The following is a 23258-nucleotide window of genomic DNA, read 5'->3' on the forward strand; positions in this document are numbered from 1 at the left end:
CCTGTGTCTCCTAGGGTTTGGGCACCGGCACGTGGCCGCCGATGTCGCGCGCGATGGACAGCGCAATGTCGTGCAGGCGCGGCGCGATCTCGTTGCGCAGCCGGTCTTCGCTGAAGACGAAGGCCGCGCCGCCGCCGTTGAGCGCCATGATCTCGTCGCCCGGCCCGATGAGAGGCACCGAGACCGAGTTGATCTCGCGGTGGAACTCGCCGAGCGACAGGCAGTAGCCGAGCCGCTTGGCCTCGTCGATCGCGCGCATCATGTTGGGCGCCATGCTGTCCCACTCCGGGCCGCGCAGCAGGCGCATCGAATCCAGCAGCTGCGTGCGCTGCGCCTCGGGCAGCGCCGACAGGTAGGCCCGGCCCAGCGCCGAATTGGGCAGCGGCGCGCGCGAACCGACGTCGAGCCGGGCCGAGAGCATCGACGAGCGGGGCCGGCAGGCCTCGATCAACACCATCTCCATGCCGTCGCGCACCGCCAGGTAGACCGATGCGCCCACCTCTTCGGCCAGCGCCTGCATGCTGGGCCGCGCGGCGGCGCGAACGTCGAGACTGCCGAGGAACACGCGCGCCAGCGACACCACGCCCGGCCCGAGCATGAAGCGATCGGCCGGCTGCGCCGCCTTGAGCATGCCCATCGCGAGCAGCGTCGCGACCAGGCGGTTGACGGTCGGCCGCGGGATGCCGGTGATGCGTGCGACTTCGGCATAGCCCAGCACCGGCCGCTCTTCGCTGAAGCAGCGCAGCACCGAGATGCCGCGCTCCAGTGCGCTGACGGTGTCCGAGCGGTCGGCGCGCTCGGAGGCGTTGAGGGAGTTGTCGTTGCGGTCTGCTGCTGGCATGGAAGAACCCTTGGTAAGAGTCTCCAATGTAGATGCGCTCGGGTTCATGGCCGGCGGACTCAGGCGACGGCCGCTTGCGGCGACGACGCCGCTGCGCTCTCGGCCGCGGCACCGCGCAGGTAGACGCCCTGGTTCAGCAAGGCCGCTTGCAGCGCATCGACAGGCACGGCCCGCGGCGCGATGCCGGCCCGCGATGCGAGCGCGGCCGCCACGCCCGCGGCCTGGCCCGTGATCCAGCACTGCGGAATCTCGCGCATGAAGCCGTGCGAGTTGCGGTCGCAGGAGATGTGGCGGCCACAGGCGAGCAGGCCGTCGAGCTGTTGCGGCACCAGGGCGCCGTAGGGGATCGAGATGTTGGGGAACTTGGGCGACACGGCCGGCGACACGCCCACCTCGTCGGCCAGCGCCCGGCCCTCGGGCCACTGGCTGCGCAGCACCGAACCCGCGCCGCTCAGGCGCCGCGCATGGCGCACGCCGATCTGCGGCGCGCTCAGCATCATGTAGGCACTCTCGAAGCCCGGCGCATGGGCGCGGAAGTAGTCGAGGTGCGCGGCCATCGCGCGGTGCGAGCGCACCTCCACGGCCGTCAGGTCGTCGACGTCGAGCGCCGAGTAGCCCGACTGGCGCGGCCCCATGAAGAGCGCGATGTCGTTGCGCCACGAGACGAAGGGCCGCTCGAACAGGCCGAGCTGCTCGCGCCCGCGCGCCATGAAGGCGGTGAACTGCTCGGGCTGGCCGGCCTTGAATTCGATCCAGCGGTCCATGTCGACGCCGCCGAACAGCCACGAGGTGTTCATGCAATGGTGGACATCGGCCTCCTCGATGTCGTTGACGTAGGCCGCGCCGGCGCGCGCGAACAGGTCGCCGTCGCCGGTGGCGTCGACCACCACGTCGGCCATGATGGCCATGCGCCCTTCCTTGCTCTCGAACACCACGCCCTTGACCGCGCCGTCCTGCACGATCGGCACCGCCGCCCACGAGTGGTAGATGAGCTTGACCTTGCGCTCCAGCACGATCTCCTGCGACAAGAGCTTGAGCCGCTCGGGATCGATGGTCGGCGACCAGGTGACGACGCCGTGGTAGGCGGCGGTGCGCTGCGACCAGTGCGCGGCCTTCGCGGTGTCCTGCGAGCCCCAGTCGCCGCGCGAGGGGCCGGCGACCGCGTCGGCCGGCAGGCGGTCAAACAGCTCTTCCGCGAAGCCGCGGATCACGAGTTGGCCTTCCCAGTCGGTCATGCGGTCGATCCAGATCACGAGGCCGCCGGTGGAAAGACCGCCCAGGTGGTTGTAGCGCTCGAGCAGCGCGACATCGGCGCCCTGTTTGGCCGCTGCGGCCGCCGCCGCCGTGCCCGAAGGTCCGCCACCGACGACCAGCACGCCGCAGCGGTGGTAGATCGGAATGTTCTTGCCGGGCTCCGCCCACATGCCGTGGTCGGGCCGCTGGATGCGCTTGTCGCGATCGAAGATGTCGGAGCTCAAGATGCGCTCGTCGGTGCGGACCACAGTTTTCATGGATTCAGATGCTTGGATGGAGCGTCATATTTTGGACATGCAGATCATTTAACAAACATTAAAGGTCGTTAATACGGGTATTCCCTGTCAATGATTCAATATTAATGAGTCGATAGTCCGTTTAATGGATCAATTGAACAAGGAGACAAGCATGGACGCGTTCCTCAGCGCCCGCCGTGCCGGGATCGTGCTGGCCGGCATCGCGCTGCTGGGCTTGGCGCCGCTGGCCATGGCGCAGGACTTCCCGGCCAAGGGCAAGCCGATCCGCATCGTGGTCGGCTTCACCGCCGGCGGCGGCACCGATGCGCAGGCGCGCATCGTGGCGCAGAAGCTCGGCGAGCTGCTGGGCACCAGCGTGATCGTCGACAACAAGCCCGGCGCCAGCACCATGCTGGCCGCCAGCGAAGTCGCGCGCGCCCTGCCCGACGGCCACACCCTGCTCTACGCGCCCTCGTCGACCATGGCGCAGAACCCGCACACGCTGTCGCAGGTGCCCTACGACCCCTTCAAGGACTTCACGCCGATCTCGATGGGCGGCCGCGGCCCGCTGGTGCTCTCGGTGAGCAGCAGCGTGCCGGTGAACAACGTGCGCGAGCTGGTGGCCTACGTCAAGGCGCGTCCGGGCACGGTGAGCTATGCCTCCTTCGGCGCCGGCACCTCCTCGCACATCTATGGCGAGGCCTTCGTCCAGAAGACCGGGCTGGACGCGGTGCACATTCCCTACAAGGGCGGCTCGGACGCGGCGAAGGACCTGATCGGCGGCCGCGTGCAGTACATGTTCGACTCGGCCTCGTCGGCGGTCATCACTTCCGGCACCGGCAAGGTGAAGATCCTCGCCGTCGCAGCGGCAGCGCGCATCGCGGCCTTGCCGGATGTCCCGACCCTGGCCGAGCAGGGCGTGGCCGGGCTCGACCTGCCGAGCTGGCTCGGCTTCTACGGACCGGCGCAGATGCCGGCGCCGGTGGTCGCCAGGCTCAACGCGGCGCTGACGCAGGTGCTGGCCATGCCGCAGGTGCGTGACTTCTACCGCACCGGCGGCTACGAGGCCGGCGCCACCACGCCCACCGAGTTCGCCAGCATCACGCGCGCCACCTACGAGCGCTGGGGCGACATGGTCCGGCAGGTGGGGCTCGCGAAGCAATGAGCGCCGCGCCGGGCCGCCCCAAGCAAGCTCGCTCCCGCTTGGCGGGAAGGCGCGCAGCGCCAAGGGGGCTCCAATGCGCCGGCATCGCGCGCCGCCGGGTCCTCGCATGGCTGGCGGGCGCGGGCGCCTTCGCCGCGCTGGCCCAGACACCGGCGTTCCCGGAAAAAGGAAGAACCATCCGCATCGTGCTCGGCCTGGCCGCGGGCGGCGCATCGGACGCACAGGCGCGCTTCGTCGCCAGCAAGCTCACCGAGGTACTGCAGACGCCGGTGATCGTGGAGAACCGGCCCGGCGCCAGCTTCATCCTAGCCACCGAGGAAGTGATCCGCGCCGCGCCCGACGGCTACACGCTGATGTACGCGCCCTCCTCCGTGGTGGCGCAGAACCCGCAGACGCTGGCGCAGGTTCGCTACGACCCCTTCATGGACCTGACGCCGATCTCGCTCGGCGCGCGCGGACCGCTGGTGCTGACCGTGCATGCCAGCGTGCCGGCGAAGAACGTGCAGGAACTCGTCGCCTACATCAAGGCCAATCCCGGCAAGCTGGGCTATGCCTCCTTCGGCACCGGCACCTCCTCGCACATCTACGGCGAGGCCTTCGCGCGCCAGGCCGGACTGGACGTGGTGCACGTGCCCTACAAGGGCGGCGCCGATGCGGCGAAGGATTTCCTGGCGGGTCGCGTGCAGTACTACTTCGACGCCGCGCCCAATGCCATCCAGAACGCGGCAACGGGCAAGGTCCGGATGCTGGCCGTGGCCGCACCGCGCCGCAGCCCGATGCTGCCCGACGTACCCACCATGACGGAACAGGGCGTGCGCGACCTGGACATGGCGAGCTGGCTCGGCTTCTACGGCCCGGCGCGCATGCCCGGGCCGGTCGTGGCCCGCCTCAACGCGGCATTGACGCAGGTGCTGGCCATGCCCGCCACGCGCGAGTTCTTCCGCCAGGGGGCCTACGAAGCCGAGGCCTCGAGCCCGCAGCAGCTGGCCGAACTCACGCGCACGACTTACGACCAGTGGGGCGACATCATTCGCAGGCTGGGGCTGACGAAGCAGTAACTCAGGCAAAGAAGCGCAGCAGCAGCGCATTCACCTCGGCCGCGCGCTCGTACTGCACCCAGTGGCCCGCGCCGTCGACCACCGCGCCCTCGCGCTGAGGATGGCCGGCCGTGAGCTGCGCAACCAGCGGCCGCGAATCGGCCGTCACGTCGTGTTCGCCCCAGACCAGCAATTGCGGCCCGCCGAGCGCGTCGAGCGCGGCCTGCAGCCCGCCCGTCATCGAGACTTCCTTGCTGCGAAAGCGCGTGCCGTGGCAGGACACGTCATGGATGGCGAAGGCCAGCGCATCGATGGCCGAGGGCTCGTGCAGCATCAGCGCGCCGAGGTTGTGCAACAGCGCAGCGCGCTCTTCCTCGCGGTCCTCGGCGGCGCGCCAGTTGATCATGTCGACCGTCATGCGACGCATCGTTCCGTGCCCGCCGCTGCCCATCAGGGCCAGGCGCCGGATGCCGCCGCGCCGGAGTGCGAACTTCGCCGCCACCAGGCCGCCGAAGGAGAAGCCACCGAGGTCGATCTCGGTCTGCGCGCCGATCAGGCTGTCGAGCGTGGCGACCATTGCATCGAGCGAGGGGCCCAAGGCCTCCTGGCCCGGCGCGGGCCGCGGCGGCGTGTCAGAGTCGTTGAAGCCCGGCATGTCGGGCAGCCACAGCGTGTGCGCGGCCGACAGCGCCTCGATATTGCGCAGCCAGTGCATCCAGCTGCCATGGCCGCCATGCAGCAGCACCAGCGGCGGGCCGTCGCCGAAGCGGCGCCAGCGCACGCGCAGGCCGTCGTGCAAGGCATCGTGATGAATGGACAGCGCGTCGGTGCGGGCAATCAGCCGATGCGCCTGGGCATCGGCCACGGGGTCGAAAGTGTGGAGATCTGGCACCGGCACATTGTGCCGGCGTCGATCAAGCCGCGTCGCCGGCCGCCGCACCGAAGCGGTAGCTCGACACCGCGATGCCGCCCATGAAGGCGTCCTCGTGGTAGATGCGCTTGCCGGTGTCCTGCTCGGCGGCGCCGACCGCGACCATCAGCGGGATCAGGTGCTCTTCGCGCGGATGCGCAATGCGAGCCGCGGGCGCCTGCGACCAGTCGAGCAGGCGCTCGGCCCGCTGCGCCGGCGCCGCATCCACGGTCGCGGCCAGCCAGTCGTCGAAGGCCTTCGACGGCTCATGCGCCTGCGGACCGAAGTTGCGCAGGTTGTGATAGCTCAGGCCGCTGCCGACGATCAGCACGTTCTCGTTGCGCAGCGGCGCGAGCGCCCGGCCCAGCGCCAGGTGCTCGGCCGGATCGAGGCCGCGCTTGAGCGACAGCTGCACCACCGGCACGTCTGCCTTCGGATAGATCGCGGCCATCGGCGAGAACATGCCGTGGTCGAAGCCGCGTTCCGGATCCAGGCTCGCGGGCAGCCCGGCGGCCTCGATCAGCCCCTGCACGCGCCGCGCGAGCTCGGGCGAACCGGGCGCGTCGTAATGCACGTGGTAGGTGTGCTCGGGGAAGCCGCCGTAGTCGTAGATCATGGGCGGCTTGGGGTTGCCCATCACGGTGAACGCCGGCGCTTCCCAGTGCGCCGAGATCATCAGGATGGCGTCGGGCCGGCGGCCGATCTGGCGCGGCATGTCGGCCAGCGCGGCTTCGAGCTGGGCATAGGCATCGCCCATTTCCTTCTTCATCCACGGCCAGGGGCCGCCGCCGTGGGAGATGAAATAGGTGGGAAGGGTTTGCGTGGTCATGACTGCCAGTCTAGAGATTTCCCTTCGAGAAATCGATAGGCTAGGATTCATCGAATCGTTTCTCTGCAGGAAATCAACCATGGACCGGCTGACCAGCCTGCGCGTGTTTCGCGACGTCGTCGAATCGGGCAGCTTCGTCGCCGCGGCCGAGCGCCTGGGCGTCTCGGCGCCGATGGCCAGCAAGCACGTGGCGCAGCTCGAGAAGTCGCTCGGCGCGCGCCTGCTGCATCGCTCGAGCCGGCATCTGAGCCTGACCGAAGCGGGCCAGGCCTGGTACGAGCAGAGCCGGCGCGCGCTCGACCTGCTCGATGCGGCCGAGGCCGCGATCGGCCAGAAGAACGAGGCGCCGCGCGGCCAGCTCAAGGTCAGCGCGCCCGTGTGGTGCGCCACGCCGCGCATTGCCCGCGTGCTGGCCGATTACCGCGAGCGCTTTCCGGAAGTGCTGGTCGACATGCACCTGGAGAACCGCAAGGTCGATCTCGCGGCCGACGGCTACGACCTCGCCCTGCGCGCGACGCAGGAGCCCTCGCCGGCGCTCATCGCGCGACCGCTGTGCCGCCTGCAGTTCCACCTGGTCGCCGCGGCCGACTACCTCGCGCGCGCCGGCGTACCTGCCGTGCCGGCCGACCTGGCGAAGCTCGGCGCCATCGTGCCGAGCTACGTCAATATCGAAGGGCTCGCGCTCAAGGGGCCGGGCGGGCGGCAGGTGCCGCTCAGGCTGCAACCGGTGATGAAGTCCGACGACACCACGCTCACACTGCATGCGGTGCGCGCGGGGATGGGCATGTCCTTTCTGCCCGAGTGGCTCATCGATGACGACCTGGCTGCCGGACGGCTGGTGCGCCTGGTGCCCGACTACACCGCGCCGGCGGTGACGCTGTTCGCCATCTACACCAGCCGCCAGTACATGGCGCCCAAGATGCGCAGCTTCATCGACTTTCTGGGAGAGCGCTTGTCGGGGCGATAGGCGTTCGCTCTGGCCTGGCGCGAGCAGCTCAGGGAAGCCCGAAGGGCCGGTGACGTCGGCCGGCGCAGGGCACACCGCCCGCCTCCGCACCCATGGCACACCCATAGGCCTTGCGCATGCACAAGCACCTGCCCGCCGTTACAGTGGCGCCTCACTGGAGACAGCCCGCCTTGTTCCGCTACTTCGAAAAACTGCTCCATCCCTATCCCCCCGCCGAACCCGCACTGCCGCCACTCGGCTTCTTCGCCTTTCTCTGGGCCTGCACCGAAGGCCTGCGCGGCAAGATCCTCGCCATGGCGCTGTTCACGGCCGCGATGTCGGCCTTCGAGGCGCTGCTGTTCGCGATGCTCGGGCGCATCGTCGACTGGCTCGGCGGGCAGGTGCCGGCCCGGCTGTGGGAAGAGCGCGGCGACACGCTGATGTGGCTGGGCGCGGCCCTGGTCGCCAGCATCGCGGTGGTGGCGCTGCAGACCGTGGTCAAGCACCAGACGCTGGCGGTCAACCTGCCGATGCGGCTGCGCTGGAACTTCCACCGCCTGATGCTGGGCCAGAGCATGGCCTTCTACCAGGACGAGTTCGCGGGCCGCATCACGGCCAAGGTGATGCAGACCGCGCTGGCGGTGCGCGAGACCGTGTTCGTGCTGGCCGACGTGCTGGTGGCCATGGGCGTCTACGTCGCGACCATGATCGTGCTCGCGGCCGTGCTCGACCCGCAGCTGATGCTGCCCTTCGTGATCTGGCTCCTGCTCTACATCGCCACGCTCGTCTTCTTCGTGCCTCGGCTCGGCGAGATCGGCAAGGCGCAGGCCGATGCGCGCGCCATGATGACCGGCCGCGTGACCGATGCCTACACCAACATTGCCACCGTCAAGCTGTTCTCGCACACCCAGCGCGAGGCCGGCTTCGCGCGCGCGGCGATGAAGGAATTCATGATCACCGGCTACGGCCAGATGCGGCTGGTGAGCGCCTTCGAGATCGCCAACCACACGCTCAGCATGGGCCTGACTGCCGGCATGGCAGGCACGGGCCTCTGGCTGTGGTCGCAGGGCGCGGTCGGCGTCGGCGCGGTGGCCGCGGCGACCGCGATGGCGCTGCGGCTGCAAGGCATGTCGCACTGGATCATGTGGGAGATGACCAGCCTGTTCGAGAACATCGGCACGGTGCAGGACGGCATGAAGACGCTGTCGCGCCCGCGCACCGTGCTCGATGCGCCCGATGCCGCCGTGCTTGCCGTGCCACGTGGCGAAGTGCGCTTCGATCATGCGAGCTTCCGCTACGCCGACGGCGGCCGCCGCGTGATCGACGACCTCACGCTCACCGTCGCGCCCGGCGAGAAGATCGGCCTGGTCGGCCGTTCGGGCGCCGGCAAGTCGACGCTGGTGAACCTGCTGCTGCGCTTCCACGATCTCGAAAGCGGCCGCATCCTGATCGACGGCCAGGACATCGCGCACGTGACGCAGGATTCGCTGCGCACGCACATCGGCATGGTCACGCAGGACACCTCGCTGATGCACCGCTCGGTGGCCGACAACATCGCCTACGGCCGGCCCGACGCGAGCGCGGAGGCGATCCGCGTGGCGGCCGAACGCGCCGAGGCGCACGACTTCATCCAGACGCTGGGCGACCCGAACGGCCGCCGCGGCTACGAGGCGCACGTGGGCGAGCGCGGCGTCAAGCTGTCGGGCGGCCAGCGCCAGCGCGTCGCGATTGCGCGCGTGATGCTGAAGGACGCGCCGATCCTGCTGCTCGACGAAGCCACCAGCGCGCTCGACTCCGAGGTCGAGGCCGCGATCCAGGCCAGCCTGTACCGCCTGATGGAAGGCAAGACCGTGATCGCAATCGCGCACCGGCTCTCGACCATCGCGGCCATGGACCGACTGATCGTGCTCGACGAGGGCCGCGTGGTCGAACAGGGCGACCACCGCACGCTGCTGGCGCAGGGCGGGCTCTATGCGCGGCTGTGGGCGCATCAGAGCGGCGGCTTCCTGGGAGATGGTGACGACGAGTAAAAGAAGGCCAAAGGCTTTCCGGCGAGTCCTACAGTGCGCGAAGACAGCCGACTACAGCTTGAAATCCTGTGCCTGTCACCCTGGAATCGTCTTCAACAAGAGGAGTCCTCGCCGTGAATTCCATCATCTACATCGTTGGGCTGGTCGTGGTCGTGGTCGCCGTGCTCTCCTTCTTCGGCCTTCGCTGAGATAAACACACCGTTGCTTTTTCCGCGTCCTTTCGGCGCGGATCCGGGGCCATCGCGGCCCCGTTTTTCATGAGCGAGCGGCCGGGGGGCGCCGGGCATAATTTCGCGCTCTCTTTGAAGGAAGCCGTTGAACCCCGCAGCGCAGCGCTTTGATTTCCAGGATGCGACGATCGCCGAGGCCTTGCAACTGGTCGAAGAGGCGGGCCCGCTCGACGACGCGCAGGCAGTGCGCGAGGCCATGGCGCTACGGTCCGACGGCTGTGGCCGGATCATCGAACGCGCACGCCTGCTCGGGCAGCGCATCGGCCTGCTGAACGAACTGGAACGCGCCCGCGCCTGGGCCTCCTGGGTGCTGCTGGCGCTGGTGGCGCTGATCGTCGCGGGCGGCCTCACGCTCGCCGGCAGCGTGGTCGACGGCAGCGCGCGCAGCATCAACGTGGTGGTGGCGCTCGCCAGCCTGCTAGGCCTGCACCTCTTGACCCTGCTGCTGTGGCTCTTCGGATTGTTGGTGCCGCTGGGCTCTTTCAACGCCTCCTTCGGCTGGCTGTGGCTGGCGCTCACGGCCCGCGTGGCCGGCGGCAAGCGCGGCCAAACGCCGATCCTGCTGCGCGCGGCCACGCGCCTCCTGGCGCGCGCGCGCCTCCTGCCCTGGGCGTTGGGCTTCGCGAGCCACGCGATCTGGTCGCTCTCCTTCGCGGTGATGCTCGCCGTCCTGCTCTTCGCGCTGGCCTTCCGCAACTACACGCTGAGCTGGGAGACGACCATCCTCGACCCGGCCTTCTTCGTGCGCGGCGTGCAGCTGCTCGGGGCGGCGCCGGCCTGGCTGGGCTTTCCGGTGCCGGACGCGCAGACCGTGCTTTCGCCGCTCGCCGCCGCGGCCGGCCAGCGCGCCTGGGCGCTGTGGCTCACCGGCTGCATCGTGGTCTACGGGCTGCTACCGCGCCTTTTCTTCGCGCTGCTCTGCGCGCTGGTCTGGCAGGCGCGCAAGAAGGCGCTTGCGCCGGATCTTTCGCAGCCCTACTACCGCCGGCTGCTGGCGCGCTTCGAAGCGATGGCGCCGCGGCAGATCGTGGATGCCGATCCTGGCCGCCTGCCGCATGACGCTGCTACCGGACTGGTCGCGGGCGAGACCGCCGACACGCTGATGGCCATCGGCTTCGAACTGCCGGACGAGCTGCCCTGGCCGCCGGCCGCGCTCGCTGCGGCGGGCGCGCAAGTGTTGCGCATCGACGGCAGCGCGAGCGCGCGGCGCGAACTGCTCGACACACTGGCCCGGCTACGGCCGCGGCGCGTGCTGGTCGGCTGCAACGCGGCTTCCAGCCCGGACCGCGGCACCGAGCGCTTCCTGCGCGAGGTCGCCTCGCTCAGCAGCGAGTGCCGGCTGTGGCTGCTCGGCGGCGATGCGCAAGCGACGCCTCAGCGCTGGCATGCCTGGCTGGCCGATGCCGGCCTGGAAGGCATCGTCGCCAGCGACGCACCGGAGGCCGCGTTGCGCGGATGGGCATGACGACGACGGAGCCCATCCGCATCGCCGTCGTCGGCCATACCAACGCAGGCAAAACCTCGCTGCTACGCACGCTGACGCGGCGCGTGAATTTCGGCGAGGTGTCGCAGCAGCCCGGCACCACGCGCCATGTCGAAGCCGTCGAGCTTCAGGTGAGCGGCCGCGCCGCAGTGCGCTTTTTCGACACGCCGGGCCTGGAAGACGCGGTCGCGCTGCGCGAACATCTGGCCGCCTTCGACGACAAGGACCTCACGCCGCCCGAGCGCGTGCGCCGCTTCCTCCAGGGTCCCGAGGCGCACGGCGTCTTCGAGCAGGAGGCCAAGGTGCTGCGGGCACTGCTGGAGGTCGATGCCGCCTTCCTGGTGATCGATGCGCGCGAGCCGGTGCTGCCCAAGTTCCGCGCCGAGATCGAGCTCCTCAACGCTTGCGCGCGGCCGGTGCTGCCGGTGCTCAACTTCGTGCGCGATGCGGCGACTCGCGAGGCCGCCTGGAAAGAACTGCTCTCGGCCTACGGCCTGCACGTGGTGGTGCGCTTCGATGCAGCCGCGCCCTTCGTCGGCGCCGAGCGCGAGCTCTACCGCGACCTCGCGACGCTCTTGCGCGACCGGCGCGCACAGCTCGACGGCGTGGCCGCTTATCTCGAAGCCGAGTTCGCCCAGCGGCGTCGGGCGGCGGCGACGCGCGTCGCCGAGCTGCTGGTCGATGCGGCCGCGATGCGCCGCAGCGTATCGGCCGTCGAATTCGCCGTCGAAAGCAGCCGCCAGCGCCTGATCGCCGCGCTGCAGAAAGACGTGTTCGACAAGGCGCAGCGATGTGCGGACGACCTGCTCGCGCTCTACGGTTTCCGCGAGGGCGATGCCGACGAGGCGCCGCTGCCGATGGTCGAAGGCCGCTGGACCATGGACTTCTTCCACCCCGAGGCGCTGAAGGACGCCAGCGTCCTGCTCGGCAAGGGCGTGGCCGTCGGTGCCGCCGTCGGCGTGGTGGCCGACCTGGCGCTCCATGGCCTCTCGCTGGGTGCGGGCGCAGCGCTCGGCGGCGCCATCGGCGGCGCGGTCTCGCAAGGCCTGGGGCCGCTGGGCCGCAAGCTCGCCAACAAGCTGCGCGACGTGCACGAGCTCACGGTGGAAGACCGCGTGCTGTTCGTGATCGCAAGCTGGCAGCTCAAGCTTTTGCGCGCGTTGGAGCAGCGCGGCCATGCGGCCGTCGACCGCATCGCCGCCAGCGCGGCCGCGGGCAGTACCGAAGCCGCCCAGCGCCCCCTGGCCGAGCTCGTGCGCGCCGCGCAGCCGGCACGCAGCCACCCCGACTGGGAAAGCAGCGCCCGCCTGCGCTGGCGCGAGGCGCCGCAGCGCCAGGACGTAGTGGCGCGGGTGGCCGAGCGCGCCGCGGCCGCCATCGAAGCGCTCGAGACTGCGGCATGATCCGGGAGATGGAAGACACCTGCCCCCGACCCCTCGCGATCATCAAGCTCGGCGAGACCTTCGACGCGCTGCGCGAAGCCCGTGGCGACTTCGAGCACTGGGTGGCGGCCGGCCTCGGCGCCACCCGGCTGCCGATCATGGTGCTCGATCCGCGCCGCGGCGACACGCTGCCGCCGCCCGAACAGATCTCGGGCGCGATCGTGACCGGCTCGCATGCGATGGTCTCGCACCGCGAGCCCTGGAGCGAAGCCACCGGCGCCTGGATGGCGCAACTGGTCGCCCACGGCACGCCGGTCCTGGGCATCTGTTTCGGCCACCAGTTGCTGGCGCATGCGCTGGGCGGCGAGGCCGGCAATCACCCGGGCGGCCTGGAAATCGGCACCGTCGAGATCGCGCTGGCCGACACGGCAAAGGACGACCCGTTGCTGCAGGGGCTGCCCGCGCGCTTCGACGCGCAGGAGGTGCATTGGCAACGCGCGCTGCGGCTGCCCGAAGGCGCCGTGCTGCTCGCAGGCAACGCTTTCGAACCTCACCAGGCCTTCCGCGTCAGGCTGCGCGCCTGGGGCGTACAGTTCCATCCCGAATTCGATGCCGAGGTCATGCGCGGCTACATCGACTGCATGGCCGGCGAGCTGCAGGCAAATGGCATCGACCCGGCCGCGCTGCGCGAGCGCGTCGCCGGCACCGCGACGGCGGCGCAACTGCTCGGCCGCTTCGCCCACATCGCGGAAGAACATGACGCCGGAGTGCGCACGCCCGGCCCGGCTGAACGCGGGGCCCGGCATCGGATTGCGACTACAGAAAGCCCCCCGCAGTTGCGCTAAGGTGCAGCGCAGCTTTCCCTTCGAAAGAACAGTCATGGCCACCACCCCACCCGTCGTCGCACGGGCCCGCAAGCATTTCTCGATGATCCGCGGCTTCCACCTGGCCGACGTGTTCACGCTCGGCAACGCGGCCTGCGGCGTCGGCGTCGTGTTCCTTTCGATGGCCTATGTGGCGAGCCAGTCGCTCGCGCAGTTCCTCTGGGCCGCGGCGCTGGCGCCCGCCGCCTTCGTGTTCGACGTCTTCGACGGCCGCATCGCGCGCTGGCGGCAAACCCAATCGGCGCTCGGCCGCGAGCTCGACTCGCTGGCCGACGTGATCTCCTTCGGCGTGGCGCCCGCCGCGCTGGCCTTCGCCGCCGGGCTCGACGGCGGCTGGGATTGCGTGATCCTGATCTATTTCGTCGGCTGCGGCGTGAGCCGCCTGGCGCGCTACAACGTCACGGCCGAAGCGCTCTCGGCCGGCGCCGACAAGGTCAAGTACTTCGAGGGCACGCCGATCCCGACCAGCGTGGTGCTGGTGGGCGTGCTCGCCTGGGCCGCCTGGCAGGGCCGCATCGGCGACGCGGTCTGGGGCGGCGTGTGGATGCTCGGCCCCTGGGCCCTGCATCCGCTGACGCTGCTGTTCGCGCTCTCGGGCACGTTGATGATCAGCAAGACGCTGCGCATTCCAAAGCTGTGATGCGCGCCGCCCGCGTTGTCGCTTGCGTCGCGCTGGGACTGGCTCTCTCGGGCTGCGCCAGCCTGCCCGACCGTGTCGAGCGCAGCGAGTCGGTGGCACTCGCCGACACCGCCGGCACCCGCCTCGGCCAGGCGCTCGCGCCGGAGCTGGCGACGCATGCGGGCAAGTCGGGCATCCTGCCGCTGGTCGCCGCGCAGGAAGCTTTCGCGGCCCGCGTGGTGCTGGCCCAGGCCGCGGAGCGCAGCCTCGATCTGCAGTACTACATCTGGCGCGGCGACACCACCGGCCAGCTGCTGTTCGAGGCCGCGAGCAAGGCGGCCGAGCGCGGCGTTCGCGTGCGCCTCTTGCTCGACGACAACAACACCAGCGGACTCGACGCCACCCTCGCCGCGCTCGATGCGCATCCGAACATCGAGGTCCGGCTCTTCAATCCCTTCGCGAATCGCGGCTTCCGGGTCGGCGACTTCGCGCTTGACTTCTCGCGCGTCAACCGCCGCATGCACAACAAGTCCTTCACGGCGGACAACCAGGTCGCGATCGTCGGCGGGCGCAACGTGGGCGACGAGTACTACGGCGCCGATCTGCAGCTCGGCTTTCAGGACCTGGACGTGATCGCGATCGGGCCGGTGGTGCGCGAGGTCTCGCGCGAGTTCGACCTGTACTGGAACAGCGAGGCTGCTTATCCGGTCGCGAGCCTGCTGCCGTCGGCGCCTGCGGATGCCGCAGCGCGGCTGCGCGAGCAGTGGGCGCAGCTGCGGCGGCAAGCCGAGACGCAGCGTTACCTCGAAGCCGTGCGCCAGACGCCGCTGATGCGCGAGGTGGCCGAGCGCCGCCTGCCCTTCGAGTGGGCCGATGCGCGCGTGGTGAGCGATGTGCCCGCCAAGGTGCAGTCGGCGGCGGGGCAGGAAGAGCAGCTCATGTTCCCCCTGCTCAAGGAGGCCATGGGTGAGCCGAAGCGCGAGCTCGACCTGGTGTCGCCCTACTTCGTGCCCGGCGCCGGCGGCACGCGCGAGCTGGCCGCGCTCGCCGCACAGGGCGTGAAGGTGCGCATCCTGACCAACTCGTTGGCCGCGACCGACGTGGGCGCGGTCCATGCAGGCTACGCCCGCTACCGCAAAGAGCTGCTCGTCGGCGGTGCCGTGCTCTACGAGCTCAAGCCGAGCGCCGCTGCGCCGCCGCGTCCGGAGGAGGAGAAGCGCCAGAACCCAGGCGGAAGTTCGGCCGCGAGCCTGCATGCCAAGACCTTCGCGGTGGACCGCAGCCGCATCTTCGTCGGCTCGCTCAATCTGGATCCGCGCTCGGTGCACCTCAATACCGAGATGGGCGTCGTGATCGACAGCCCCGTGCTCGCCGAGCGGCTGGCCGTTGAGATCGACAATGTCGTTCCGACGCTCGCCTACGAGGTGCGCCTGCCGGCCGACGGACGCGGCATGGAGTGGATCGACCGCGGCCCGGCGGGCGAAACCCGCTACACGACGGAGCCGGGCGCCGGCGCCATGCGGCGCCTGTGGATCGACTTCCTCTCGATCCTGCCGATCGAGTGGCTGCTGTAGCGCTGGCTCGTCGGCGACAGCTCACCCGGGTTATCACGCAATCGTCACCTGCAAGCGGCAACCTGTAATCGACAGCTTCGTTTTCACTGCAAGGCTTCGACCATGACAAACACGACATCTTCCCGGTTTGCACCGAGCGCGATCGCCCTGGCCTTCGCCGCCTTGCTCGCGGCTTGCGCGAGCAACCCTGCGCCGGGCTCGCGCAGCGTGACGATCGAACGCACCACCTACGGCATCGCGCACATCACTGCGCCGGACTACGAAGGCATCGCCTACGGCGTGGCCTACGCGCATGCGCAGGACAACGTGTGCCAGACCGCCGAGCATCTGCTCACCGTGCGCGGCGAGCGCGCGCAGTTCCTGGGCGCGCAGGCCACCGGCGAACTCGGCCTGGGCCGGCTGCCGAACACGCAGATCGACCTGTTCGTGCGCGCCCACATGGACGACGCCGCGCTGGCGCGTGCCGCCGCCGCCAACAACGAGGACGTCAAGGCCTCGCTGCGCGGCTACGTGGCCGGCTACAACCGCTACCTGCAGGATGCGGGCCCGAACGGCCTGCCCGAAGCCTGCCGCAACAAGCCCTGGGTACGGCCGATGTCGCTGGCCGACCTGTCGCGCACCACCGAGATGTCGATGATCCAGGGCGGCATCGGCGCGCTGGCCGGCGCGGTGCTCGCGGCAGCGCCGCCCGCGCCGGGAACGCGGAACGCCGCAGAGCCGGTCGCGCTGCAGCAGGCGGTCGCGGAGATCGGCCGCCACAGCTTCAATGCGAACCCCGAGGGCGGCGAGCTCGGCTCCAACGGCTGGGCCTTCGGCCGCAACGCCACGCCCGACGGCCGCGGCCTGGTGCTGGGCAATCCGCATTTCCCGTGGGCCGGCACCAACCGCTTCTGGGAGATGCACCTCACCATCCCCGGCCAGCTCGACGTGATGGGCGCCACCGGCGGACTGAGCCCGGTGGTCGCGATCGGCTTCAACAAGGACGTGGCCTGGACGCACACGGTCTCCACCGGCAAGCGCTTCACGCTGTATGAACTCAAGCTCGACCCGGCCGACCCCACGGTCTACATCGTCGACGGCCAGCGCAAGAAGATGACGACCAGGAACGTCAGCCTGCCCGCCGTGGGCGGCCCGGCACCGCCGAAGACTTTCTACGGCACCGAATGGGGCCCGGTCGTCTCGCTGCCGCGCGCCGGCCTCGGCTGGACCGCCACCACCGCCTACGCGATCCGCGACGCCAACACGCAGAACGTGCGCTCGGCCCAGAGCTGGATGCAGATGGCGCTGGCGCGCAACGTCGGCGAACTGCGCGCCGCGATGGGCAACCAGGGCATGCCGTGGATCAACACCATCGCGGCCGACCGCGAGGGCAATGCGATGTACGCCGATCTCTCGGTAGTGCCCGACGTGTCGGCCGAAATGCTGAAGGCCTGCGCACCCTCACCCCGTGCCGCCGCGCTGCTCAACGCCGCCGGCCTGCCGGTGCTCGACGGCTCGCGCTCGGCCTGCGCCTGGAACCGCGACGCCGCAGCCGCGATGCCCGGCGTGACCGCTCCGGCGCGCATGCCGGTCGTCGTGACGCCGGACTGGGTGCAGAACAGCAACGACAGCTTCTGGCTCAGCAACCCGCACATCGAAGCGCCCGCCGGCATCTCGCCGCTGGTTGGCTTCACCGGCACGCCGCAGCGGCTGCGCACGCGCAGCGGGATCATGGAAATCGAAGCCCGGCTGGCCGGCAACGACGGCCTGCGGGGCGACAAGATGGGCGCGGCCGAGCTGCGGAGCGTGATCTTCCGCGACCGCAACCTGGCCGGCATGCTGGTCGCCGATGACCTGGTGGCGGCCTGCAACGCCGGCGCCTCGGCGCTCACGCAGGACCAGGCGCTCGGCTGCCGCGTGCTCGCCGCCTGGGACCGCACCAGCAACGGCGCATCGAAGGGCGCGCCGCTGTTCCGCGAGTTCTGGCGCAAGGCCAAGGACGTGCCGAAGGTCTGGCGCGTGCCCTTCGACCCGACCCGTCCGGTCGCGACACCGGCCGGCCTCGACATGGCCACGCCGGCCACGCGCGAGGCCGTCTTCAAGGCGCTGGGCGACGCGGTCGCCATCGTGCGCACCGCCGGCTTCGCGGCCGACGTGCCGCTGGCCGAAGTGCAGACCCGCACGGTGCGCGGCCAGAAGGTCGCGATCCACGGCGGCGACGAGTTCGAGGGCGTGCTCAACAAGGTGGAGAGCCAGGGCCAGTCGCTGATCGATCCCAAGGGCTACAACATCAACTACGGCAGCAGCTACATGCAGGTGGTGGGCTTCGACCAGCGCGGGCCGGTGGCACAGGCCATACTGACCTACGGCCAGAGCAGCGACCCCGCATCGTCGCGCGCCTACGACCAGTTGCCGCTGTTCGCCGCCAAGCAATGGCATCCGCTGCCCTTCCACCGCGCCGACATCGAGGCGCAGCGCGTGGGCGCCCCCCTCCGACTCGCCTATTGAAAGAAACTCGATGAACGACGGTCTGGATCAACTGGTGCAACTGGCCGCCGCAGTGCCGCTGGCGCCGGCCTGCGATCACTTCTACTTCCTGCGTCACGGGCAGACCGAAGGCAACGCGCGGCGGATCTTCCAGGCGGTCAACACGCCGCTGAGCGTGCTCGGCCTGCAGCAGGCCACGCGCGCGGCCGAACTGCTGGCCGGCGAACCGATCAGGAGCGTGGTGTGCAGCGATGCGAAGCGCGCCTTCGACACCGCCCACACGGTCGCGGCCGGCCTGCGCATCGCGCCGCTGGTGCTCGAAAGCCTGCGCGAGCGCAATTTCGGCGCGCTGATCGGCACCTCCTCCGCCAACCTGGACTGGGCCTGCGAACCCGAGGGCGGCGAGACGCTGGCCCAGTTCATCGCCCGCAAACGGGCCGCGCTCGAAGTCGCGCTGGCCCATCCGGCACCGGTGCTGGTGGTGGCGCATGGCGGCTCGCTGCACGTGCTGGCGGCGCTGCTCGGCGTGGCCATCGACCTCGGCGTGATGGGCAATGCCCAACCCTTGCGTTTCGAGCGAAACGGTCCTACATGGCGGGTGACGCCGCTCCTGCAACATGTGGATGGCGGAGCGGCGGTGGCCTGAAGGCCGCACCACGCATCCTCACCACCATGGAATTCAAGGACTACTACCAGGCACTGGGCATCGAACGCGGCGCGTCGGACGACGAGGTCCGCAAGGCCTACCGCAAGCTCGCGCGCAAGTACCACCCCGACGTCAGCAAGGAACCCGACACCGAGCGGCGCATGCGCGAGATCAACGAGGCCAACGACGTGCTGCGCGACAAGGAAAAGCGCGCCGCCTACGACGCGCTGGCCGACCAGGTCGCGCAGGGCCGCTACGCCGGCGGCCGCCCCGGCGAGGGCTTCCAGCCGCCGCCGGGCTGGGACGAGGGTTTCGAATTCCATCGCGGCCCGGGCCAGGGCCCGGCCGACCATGCCGAGTTCAGCGAGTTCTTCTCTTCGCTCTTCGGTGCGGCCGAACGGCGCAGCGCCGAGCGCCGCCACTACCGCGCACGCGGCGAGGACCACCACGCGGCCATCGAGATCTCGCTCGAAGACGCGCTGCACGGCGCCGAGCGCGAGATCACGCTGCGCTCGCAGGAGATCGACGCCCGGGGCCGGCCCGAATGGAAGACGCGCACGCTCAGCGTGAAGATTCCCGCCGGCGTTCATCCGGGCCAGTACATCCGGCTCGCCGGCCAGGGCATGCCGGGCCATGGCGGCGAGCCGGCCGGCGACCTCTACTTCGAGGTGCGCATCGCGCCCCACAAGCTCTACCGCATCGAGGACCGCGACCTCTACATGACGCTGCCCGTGACGCCGACCGAAGCCGCGCTCGGCGCCCAGGTGAAAGTGCCGACGCCCGCCGGCGGCGTGGTCGAGGTGACCGTGCCGCGCGGCGCGCGCAACGGCCTCAAGCTGCGGCTCAAGGAACGCGGCCTGCCGGGCAAGCCGCCGGGCCACCTCTACCTGCTGCTGGAGATCGCGCTGCCGCCGGCCGACACCGAGGCCGCGCGCAAGGCTTACGAGCAACTGGCGCAGGCCGCGCCCTTCGACCCGCGCCGCCATCTCGGAGTGTGACGAACATGGCTACCCATTCCTTCACTGCCACGATACTGAGCAGCTCGCACCCGCTCCCCGCGCACGAACTGGCGCATGCCTGCGGCGCCGAGATCGAGTGGGTCGTTCAACTGGTCGAGGTCGGCATCGTCGAGGTGCGCACGCCGGCCGAGCGCCCGGAGGACTGGTGCTTCCACAGCGCCGACCTGCAATGCGCGCTGGCCGCGCGCCGGCTCGAGCGCGACTTCGGTGTCGGGCTCGACGCCGCGGCGCTGATCCTCGACCTGGAGCACGAGGTGCGCCGGCTGAAGGCGGTGCTGCGCGCCCGGGGACTCGAACGCGAAGCCTGAGCGTTTTGCAGGGCGGCGCATGTCGCCGCAAAATCGTTATTTCACATACCATTCGCCCGCGTTGCCGCGCGGTTCGAAACATCACACCATGCAAAAGACATCCGTTGTCAAAGGAGTGCGCTTCGACGCTGCCGTGGCGCCACTGGTGTCGCGCATGGAGCTGGTGAACGACCATCGCGAGTCCCTGCAGCGCCTTGCGGACATCTGGGACCAGCTGGCGCTGCTCGGGCAGATGAGCGACAGCGGCACCGACATCGCATCCACCGGCGCCCGCTTCCACGAACTCACCGGCGTGCTGCTCGATTCGCTGGCGCGCAGGCTGCTGCAGGACGCGCTGCGCACCGCGCGCGCCAAGGCCCAGACCGGCATCGACATCCTGGTGCGCAACCTCTATGAGCGCACGGCCGACATCGGCTTCCTCGCAACCGACTCGGCGCTGCGCGATGCCATCGCCGGAGGCGCCCAGGTGCGCCAACGGCTGCGCGCCTACGCGACCAAGTACAGCGTCTATGACGACGTGATCCTTCTAGGCACGGATGGCGCGGTGCTCGCTCGCCTGGACGAGAGCGTTGCCGCTGCGGCTGCCGACGGCGAGCTCATGCAGGCCGTGCTGCACTCGGGCGCCCCCTTCGTCGAATCGTTCGGACGCTTCGAACTGCTCGGCGGCCGGCGCGGCCTGCTCTACGGTGCGCCGGTACGGGAGAGCGATGCCGGCGCCGTGATCGGCGCCCTGTGCCTGTCGTTCCGCTTCGACGACGAGATGCGCGCGATCTTCGCCGCGCTGGCCTCGCGCGACGACGCTTCGGTCGTGCTTCTGCTGGACGCTGGCCGCACGGTGATCGCCAGCTCCGACGCGCAACAGGTCCCGGTCGGCGCCGTCCTTCCCCGTGCCAATGCGCTGGGCCATGGCCTGCGCTTCGGGGGCCGCGATTACCTGGCGGCGCAAACGCCGGCAGCGGGCTACCAGGGTTATCGGGGCCCCGGCTGGGATGGCTGCGTCCTGGTGCCCGTGGATCTGGCCTTTCGCGCCGACATCGCAGGCAGCACGAGCGATGCGGCGCTGTCGAGCCGCGTCGTGGCGGCCAGCCGCCTGTTCGGCGAGGAGCTGCAGGCCATTCCGGCGCACGCCAAGAGCATCCAGCGCGGGCTCGAACGCCTGGTGTGGAACGGCCAGGTGCGAATCCGCCACGGGCAGGACGGCCATGCCCCCAATGCGCACTTCGCCGGCGCGCTGCTGGAGCGCGTGACGCGCACCGGCCAGCGCATCAGCGCGGTGTTCGAGCACGCGATCGGCGACCTGCAGCAGTCGGCCGTGGCCTCGGTGCTCGAAGAGGTGCGCGCCTGCTCGGCGCTCGGCATCGACATCATGGACCGCAGCTTCTACGAGCGGGCCAACGACTGCCGCTGGTGGGCCCTGGACAGCAGCTTGCAGCGCGCCGCCCGCGAGCGCGACGCGCGGGCCTGCAGCGAAGCGACGGCGGTGCTGGGCCGCATCAACGGCTTGTACACGGTCTATTCCCAGTTGCTGCTGCTTGACCCGCAAGGGCGTGTGCTGGCGGCCTCCAACGGCACGCCCGCCACTGCGCCGCTCGTGGCCGCGTGGCTTCCGGCCGCGCTGGCCTTGCGCGACGAACAGGCCTTCGTGCGCTCGAGCTTCGCCGCCTCGCCGCTCTACGGCGACCGGCACACCTACGTGTTCGCGGCGCCGGTGCAGGGCGCCGGCGGCAACGCCGGCTGCGTCGCCATCGTGTTCGACAGCGAGCCGCAGATGCAGGCCATGCTGCGCGACGCCCTGCCGGTGGACGCCGAAGGCCGGCCGATGCCGCAGGCACTGGGCCTCTTCGTCGCACGCGGCGGAGCCGTGGTGGCCAGCACCGGCGGAGCCTGGAAAACCGGCACCACGGCCCCCTTCGCGGACCGCCTCGCGCAACTTGCGCGCGGCGCCTCCAGCGGCACGGTGCTCGAGATCGATGGCATGCTGTATGCCGCTGGCATCACCATGTCCTGCGGCTACCGCGAATACGAGAGTGGGGGCACCTGCGGACCGGACGACGTGGCTTGCGTGATCCTCATTGCCCTCTGCGAACGTGCGGCCCAGGATGGCGCGACAGCGTTGGAACCCTTCGATCCGCCGGCGGGTTCGCTCCCCGGCACGGACCGCGTCGCCATCGCCAGCGCGCTCGTCGGCGACCAATGGCTGGGGCTTCCGGCCTCACAGGTGATCGAGGCCGTGGTGGTGCCGCAGGTCGCATCGGTGAGCGGCGTTGCCGCCGGCACGACAGGCATCGCGATACACGATGGCCAGGCGCTTGCCGTGGTCGATCTGCAACGGCGGCGCGGCCTGCCCTCGACGGCTTCGGGCGCCGACCGCCTGCTCGTGGTGTGCAAGACGGATTCGGGCCAGCGATTCGCGCTGCGGGTCGACGAAGTCGGCACGGTGTTCGACGCGCAGCGATCGGCCCTGCAGGATCTGCCAGCCGCGCTGGCGGCGCATGATCCGCTCGCGACCGCGGTCGTGCGCGGGGGCAACCCCTCGGATCAGCGCATGCTGACCATCATCTCGGTCGACAAGCTGATTTCGAAGTAGGAGGCGGCTGGCAGACAGCGGCCGACGGTCGTGCAGACTCCTAGGGCCTGTTAACCGTAGCATTCCGGCTTCGAAGGAGTTCCCCATGTCCGTGGTCTGCGCCGCCTGCAAGACCGAGAACCGCGCCAATGCCATGTTCTGCCGCGGCTGCGCGGCCAAGCTGCCCGGCTTTGCCGCCACCGGGCCGTCCGCGCTCGAAGGCATGAAGCCGGTGCGGACGGCGCCCGCACCGGCGCAGGCCCCGGGCCCGACGCCCGGCATGCTGCCGATCGAGACGCGCGCCTTCTGGATCCGCTTTGCGGTGTTGTCGATCGTGATCACCGCCTGCTTCGGCAGCTGGGTGGCCTATGTGACGCGCAAGCCGCCGGCACCCGCGCCCGCTGCCGTAGCGGCCGCTCCAGCGGCGCGCGCGGCACCGGTGCGCGCATCGGCGCCTCCGGCGGCGCCGCTCGATCGCGTGCCCATGGTGCCGTCCGTGCCGGTGCGGACCGTGGAAACGCTCGGCCCGGCCGAGACGATCGTGGAGCCGGGCCCCGTGCGCTCGGAGCCGGAACGCCCCATCGCCTCCTACCAGCCCACCGTCCCGGTCGAGCGGACGGTTCCGCCCCGAAAGATCGTGGCCCGCAACGACGGCAACGGCGGCAACGGCGCTGCCGATCCGCGGCCCGGCTGCGCGCACCTCAACTTCATCGCCGCGGCCCGTTGCGAGGCGGCGCAATGCGCCAAGAGTCCGTTCAACCACCACCCGCATTGCAATGCGGTGCGAGAGCAGACGCGGCGCGACATCGCACGGCGCAACCCGAGCTTCTGAG

General features: G+C 70.2%; 19 protein-coding genes. 15 read left to right on the top strand and 4 right to left on the bottom strand.

The genetic code is table 11. The features are described from left to right. Positions 1–10: 10 nt before the first annotated feature. Positions 11–841: an IclR family transcriptional regulator gene (locus BLS74_RS22105; protein ID WP_093109298.1), complete on the bottom strand. Its 831-nt coding sequence runs from the start codon at positions 839–841 to the stop codon at positions 11–13. Between the two features lie 59 nt (positions 842–900). Then, complete coding sequence (locus BLS74_RS22110) at positions 901–2352, bottom strand: FAD-dependent oxidoreductase (protein ID WP_093109299.1); 1452 nt, start codon at positions 2350–2352, stop codon at positions 901–903. A gap of 151 nt (positions 2353–2503) precedes the next feature. On the opposite strand from BLS74_RS22110, the gene BLS74_RS22115 reads away from it, so the two are divergent. Then, positions 2504–3496, top strand: a complete 993-nt coding sequence (locus BLS74_RS22115) for a Bug family tripartite tricarboxylate transporter substrate binding protein (protein WP_093109300.1) — start codon at positions 2504–2506, stop codon at positions 3494–3496. A gap of 38 nt (positions 3497–3534) precedes the next feature. Beyond that, the gene (locus BLS74_RS22120) at positions 3535–4554 is read left to right on the top strand and encodes a Bug family tripartite tricarboxylate transporter substrate binding protein (protein ID WP_244503961.1); all 1020 of its coding nucleotides are present in this window, start codon (positions 3535–3537) and stop codon (positions 4552–4554) included. Between the two features lies 1 nt (position 4555). Here the strand turns inward: BLS74_RS22120 and BLS74_RS22125 are convergent, their stop codons facing one another. Both BLS74_RS22125 and BLS74_RS22130 read right to left on the bottom strand, forming a co-directional pair. After that, positions 4556–5425 carry an alpha/beta fold hydrolase gene (locus BLS74_RS22125; RefSeq protein WP_244503962.1) on the bottom strand — a complete coding sequence of 290 codons (870 nt, stop codon included), beginning with the start codon at positions 5423–5425 and terminating at the stop codon, positions 4556–4558. A gap of 22 nt (positions 5426–5447) precedes the next feature. Next, positions 5448–6272: a DODA-type extradiol aromatic ring-opening family dioxygenase gene (locus BLS74_RS22130; RefSeq protein ID WP_093109302.1), complete on the bottom strand. Its 825-nt coding sequence runs from the start codon at positions 6270–6272 to the stop codon at positions 5448–5450. A gap of 79 nt (positions 6273–6351) precedes the next feature. On the opposite strand from BLS74_RS22130, the gene BLS74_RS22135 reads away from it, so the two are divergent. The 13 genes from BLS74_RS22135 (at position 6352) to BLS74_RS22195 (ending at position 23257) form a co-directional block, all read left to right on the top strand. After that, positions 6352–7239, top strand: coding sequence for a LysR family transcriptional regulator (locus BLS74_RS22135; RefSeq protein ID WP_093109303.1), 888 nt, complete (start codon positions 6352–6354; stop codon positions 7237–7239). Positions 7240–7409: 170 nt separating this feature from the next. Next, the gene (locus BLS74_RS22140; RefSeq protein ID WP_093109304.1) at positions 7410–9248 is read left to right on the top strand and encodes an ABC transporter ATP-binding protein; all 1839 of its coding nucleotides are present in this window, start codon (positions 7410–7412) and stop codon (positions 9246–9248) included. Positions 9249–9563: 315 nt separating this feature from the next. Further along, the gene (locus BLS74_RS22145) at positions 9564–10943 is read left to right on the top strand and encodes a DUF2868 domain-containing protein (protein ID WP_244503963.1); all 1380 of its coding nucleotides are present in this window, start codon (positions 9564–9566) and stop codon (positions 10941–10943) included. After that, on the top strand, positions 10940–12364 hold the full coding sequence (locus BLS74_RS22150) for a GTPase/DUF3482 domain-containing protein (RefSeq protein WP_093109438.1): 1425 nt from the start codon (positions 10940–10942) through the stop codon (positions 12362–12364). Before BLS74_RS22145 ends, BLS74_RS22150 begins: the two co-directional genes overlap by 4 nt. An 8-nt stretch (positions 12365–12372) precedes the next feature. Beyond that, on the top strand, positions 12373–13188 hold the full coding sequence (locus tag BLS74_RS22155; RefSeq protein ID WP_093109305.1) for a glutamine amidotransferase: 816 nt from the start codon (positions 12373–12375) through the stop codon (positions 13186–13188). A 34-nt stretch (positions 13189–13222) separates the two neighbouring features. Then, a complete protein-coding gene (locus BLS74_RS22160; protein ID WP_093109306.1) occupies positions 13223–13867 on the top strand; it encodes a CDP-alcohol phosphatidyltransferase family protein in 645 nt (214 codons plus the stop codon). Continuing rightward, positions 13867–15420, top strand: coding sequence for a phospholipase D family protein (locus BLS74_RS22165; protein ID WP_093109307.1), 1554 nt, complete (start codon positions 13867–13869; stop codon positions 15418–15420). The genes BLS74_RS22160 and BLS74_RS22165 overlap by 1 nt, the downstream gene beginning before the upstream one ends. 102 nt (positions 15421–15522) lie before the next feature. Then, a complete protein-coding gene (locus BLS74_RS22170; RefSeq protein WP_093109308.1) occupies positions 15523–17907 on the top strand; it encodes a penicillin acylase family protein in 2385 nt (794 codons plus the stop codon). Positions 17908–17917: 10 nt separating this feature from the next. Next, positions 17918–18532, top strand: a complete 615-nt coding sequence (locus BLS74_RS22175; protein WP_093109309.1) for a histidine phosphatase family protein — start codon at positions 17918–17920, stop codon at positions 18530–18532. Between the two features lie 26 nt (positions 18533–18558). After that, positions 18559–19530, top strand: a complete 972-nt coding sequence (locus tag BLS74_RS22180) for a DnaJ C-terminal domain-containing protein (protein WP_093109310.1) — start codon at positions 18559–18561, stop codon at positions 19528–19530. Between the two features lie 5 nt (positions 19531–19535). Further along, complete coding sequence (locus tag BLS74_RS22185) at positions 19536–19859, top strand: chaperone modulator CbpM (protein WP_093109311.1); 324 nt, start codon at positions 19536–19538, stop codon at positions 19857–19859. Positions 19860–19947: 88 nt separating this feature from the next. Further along, entirely contained in the window at positions 19948–22446 is a 2499-nt protein-coding gene (locus BLS74_RS22190; protein WP_139191726.1) for a chemotaxis protein CheW, read from the top strand. Between the two features lie 85 nt (positions 22447–22531). Continuing rightward, positions 22532–23257 (top strand): hypothetical protein, encoded by a 726-nt coding sequence (locus BLS74_RS22195; protein WP_093109313.1) that lies wholly within the window; start codon positions 22532–22534, stop codon positions 23255–23257. Position 23258 lies beyond the last annotated feature (1 nt).

The organism is Variovorax sp. CF079 (genome assembly GCF_900101545.1).
Lineage (GTDB): Bacteria > Pseudomonadota > Gammaproteobacteria > Burkholderiales > Burkholderiaceae_C > Variovorax.

Coding starts and splice junctions, on each gene's coding strand:
- BLS74_RS22105 (WP_093109298.1), bottom strand. CDS start 841: ATGCCAGCAGCAGACCGCAACGACAACTCCCTCAACGCCTCCGAGCGC.
- BLS74_RS22110 (WP_093109299.1), bottom strand. CDS start 2,352: ATGAAAACTGTGGTCCGCACCGACGAGCGCATCTTGAGCTCCGACATC.
- BLS74_RS22115 (WP_093109300.1), top strand. CDS start 2,504: ATGGACGCGTTCCTCAGCGCCCGCCGTGCCGGGATCGTGCTGGCCGGC.
- BLS74_RS22130 (WP_093109302.1), bottom strand. CDS start 6,272: ATGACCACGCAAACCCTTCCCACCTATTTCATCTCCCACGGCGGCGGC.
- BLS74_RS22135 (WP_093109303.1), top strand. CDS start 6,352: ATGGACCGGCTGACCAGCCTGCGCGTGTTTCGCGACGTCGTCGAATCG.
- BLS74_RS22150 (WP_093109438.1), top strand. CDS start 10,940: ATGACGACGACGGAGCCCATCCGCATCGCCGTCGTCGGCCATACCAAC.
- BLS74_RS22155 (WP_093109305.1), top strand. CDS start 12,373: ATGGAAGACACCTGCCCCCGACCCCTCGCGATCATCAAGCTCGGCGAG.
- BLS74_RS22160 (WP_093109306.1), top strand. CDS start 13,223: ATGGCCACCACCCCACCCGTCGTCGCACGGGCCCGCAAGCATTTCTCG.
- BLS74_RS22165 (WP_093109307.1), top strand. CDS start 13,867: ATGCGCGCCGCCCGCGTTGTCGCTTGCGTCGCGCTGGGACTGGCTCTC.
- BLS74_RS22170 (WP_093109308.1), top strand. CDS start 15,523: ATGACAAACACGACATCTTCCCGGTTTGCACCGAGCGCGATCGCCCTG.
- BLS74_RS22175 (WP_093109309.1), top strand. CDS start 17,918: ATGAACGACGGTCTGGATCAACTGGTGCAACTGGCCGCCGCAGTGCCG.
- BLS74_RS22180 (WP_093109310.1), top strand. CDS start 18,559: ATGGAATTCAAGGACTACTACCAGGCACTGGGCATCGAACGCGGCGCG.
- BLS74_RS22185 (WP_093109311.1), top strand. CDS start 19,536: ATGGCTACCCATTCCTTCACTGCCACGATACTGAGCAGCTCGCACCCG.
- BLS74_RS22190 (WP_139191726.1), top strand. CDS start 19,948: ATGCAAAAGACATCCGTTGTCAAAGGAGTGCGCTTCGACGCTGCCGTG.
- BLS74_RS22195 (WP_093109313.1), top strand. CDS start 22,532: ATGTCCGTGGTCTGCGCCGCCTGCAAGACCGAGAACCGCGCCAATGCC.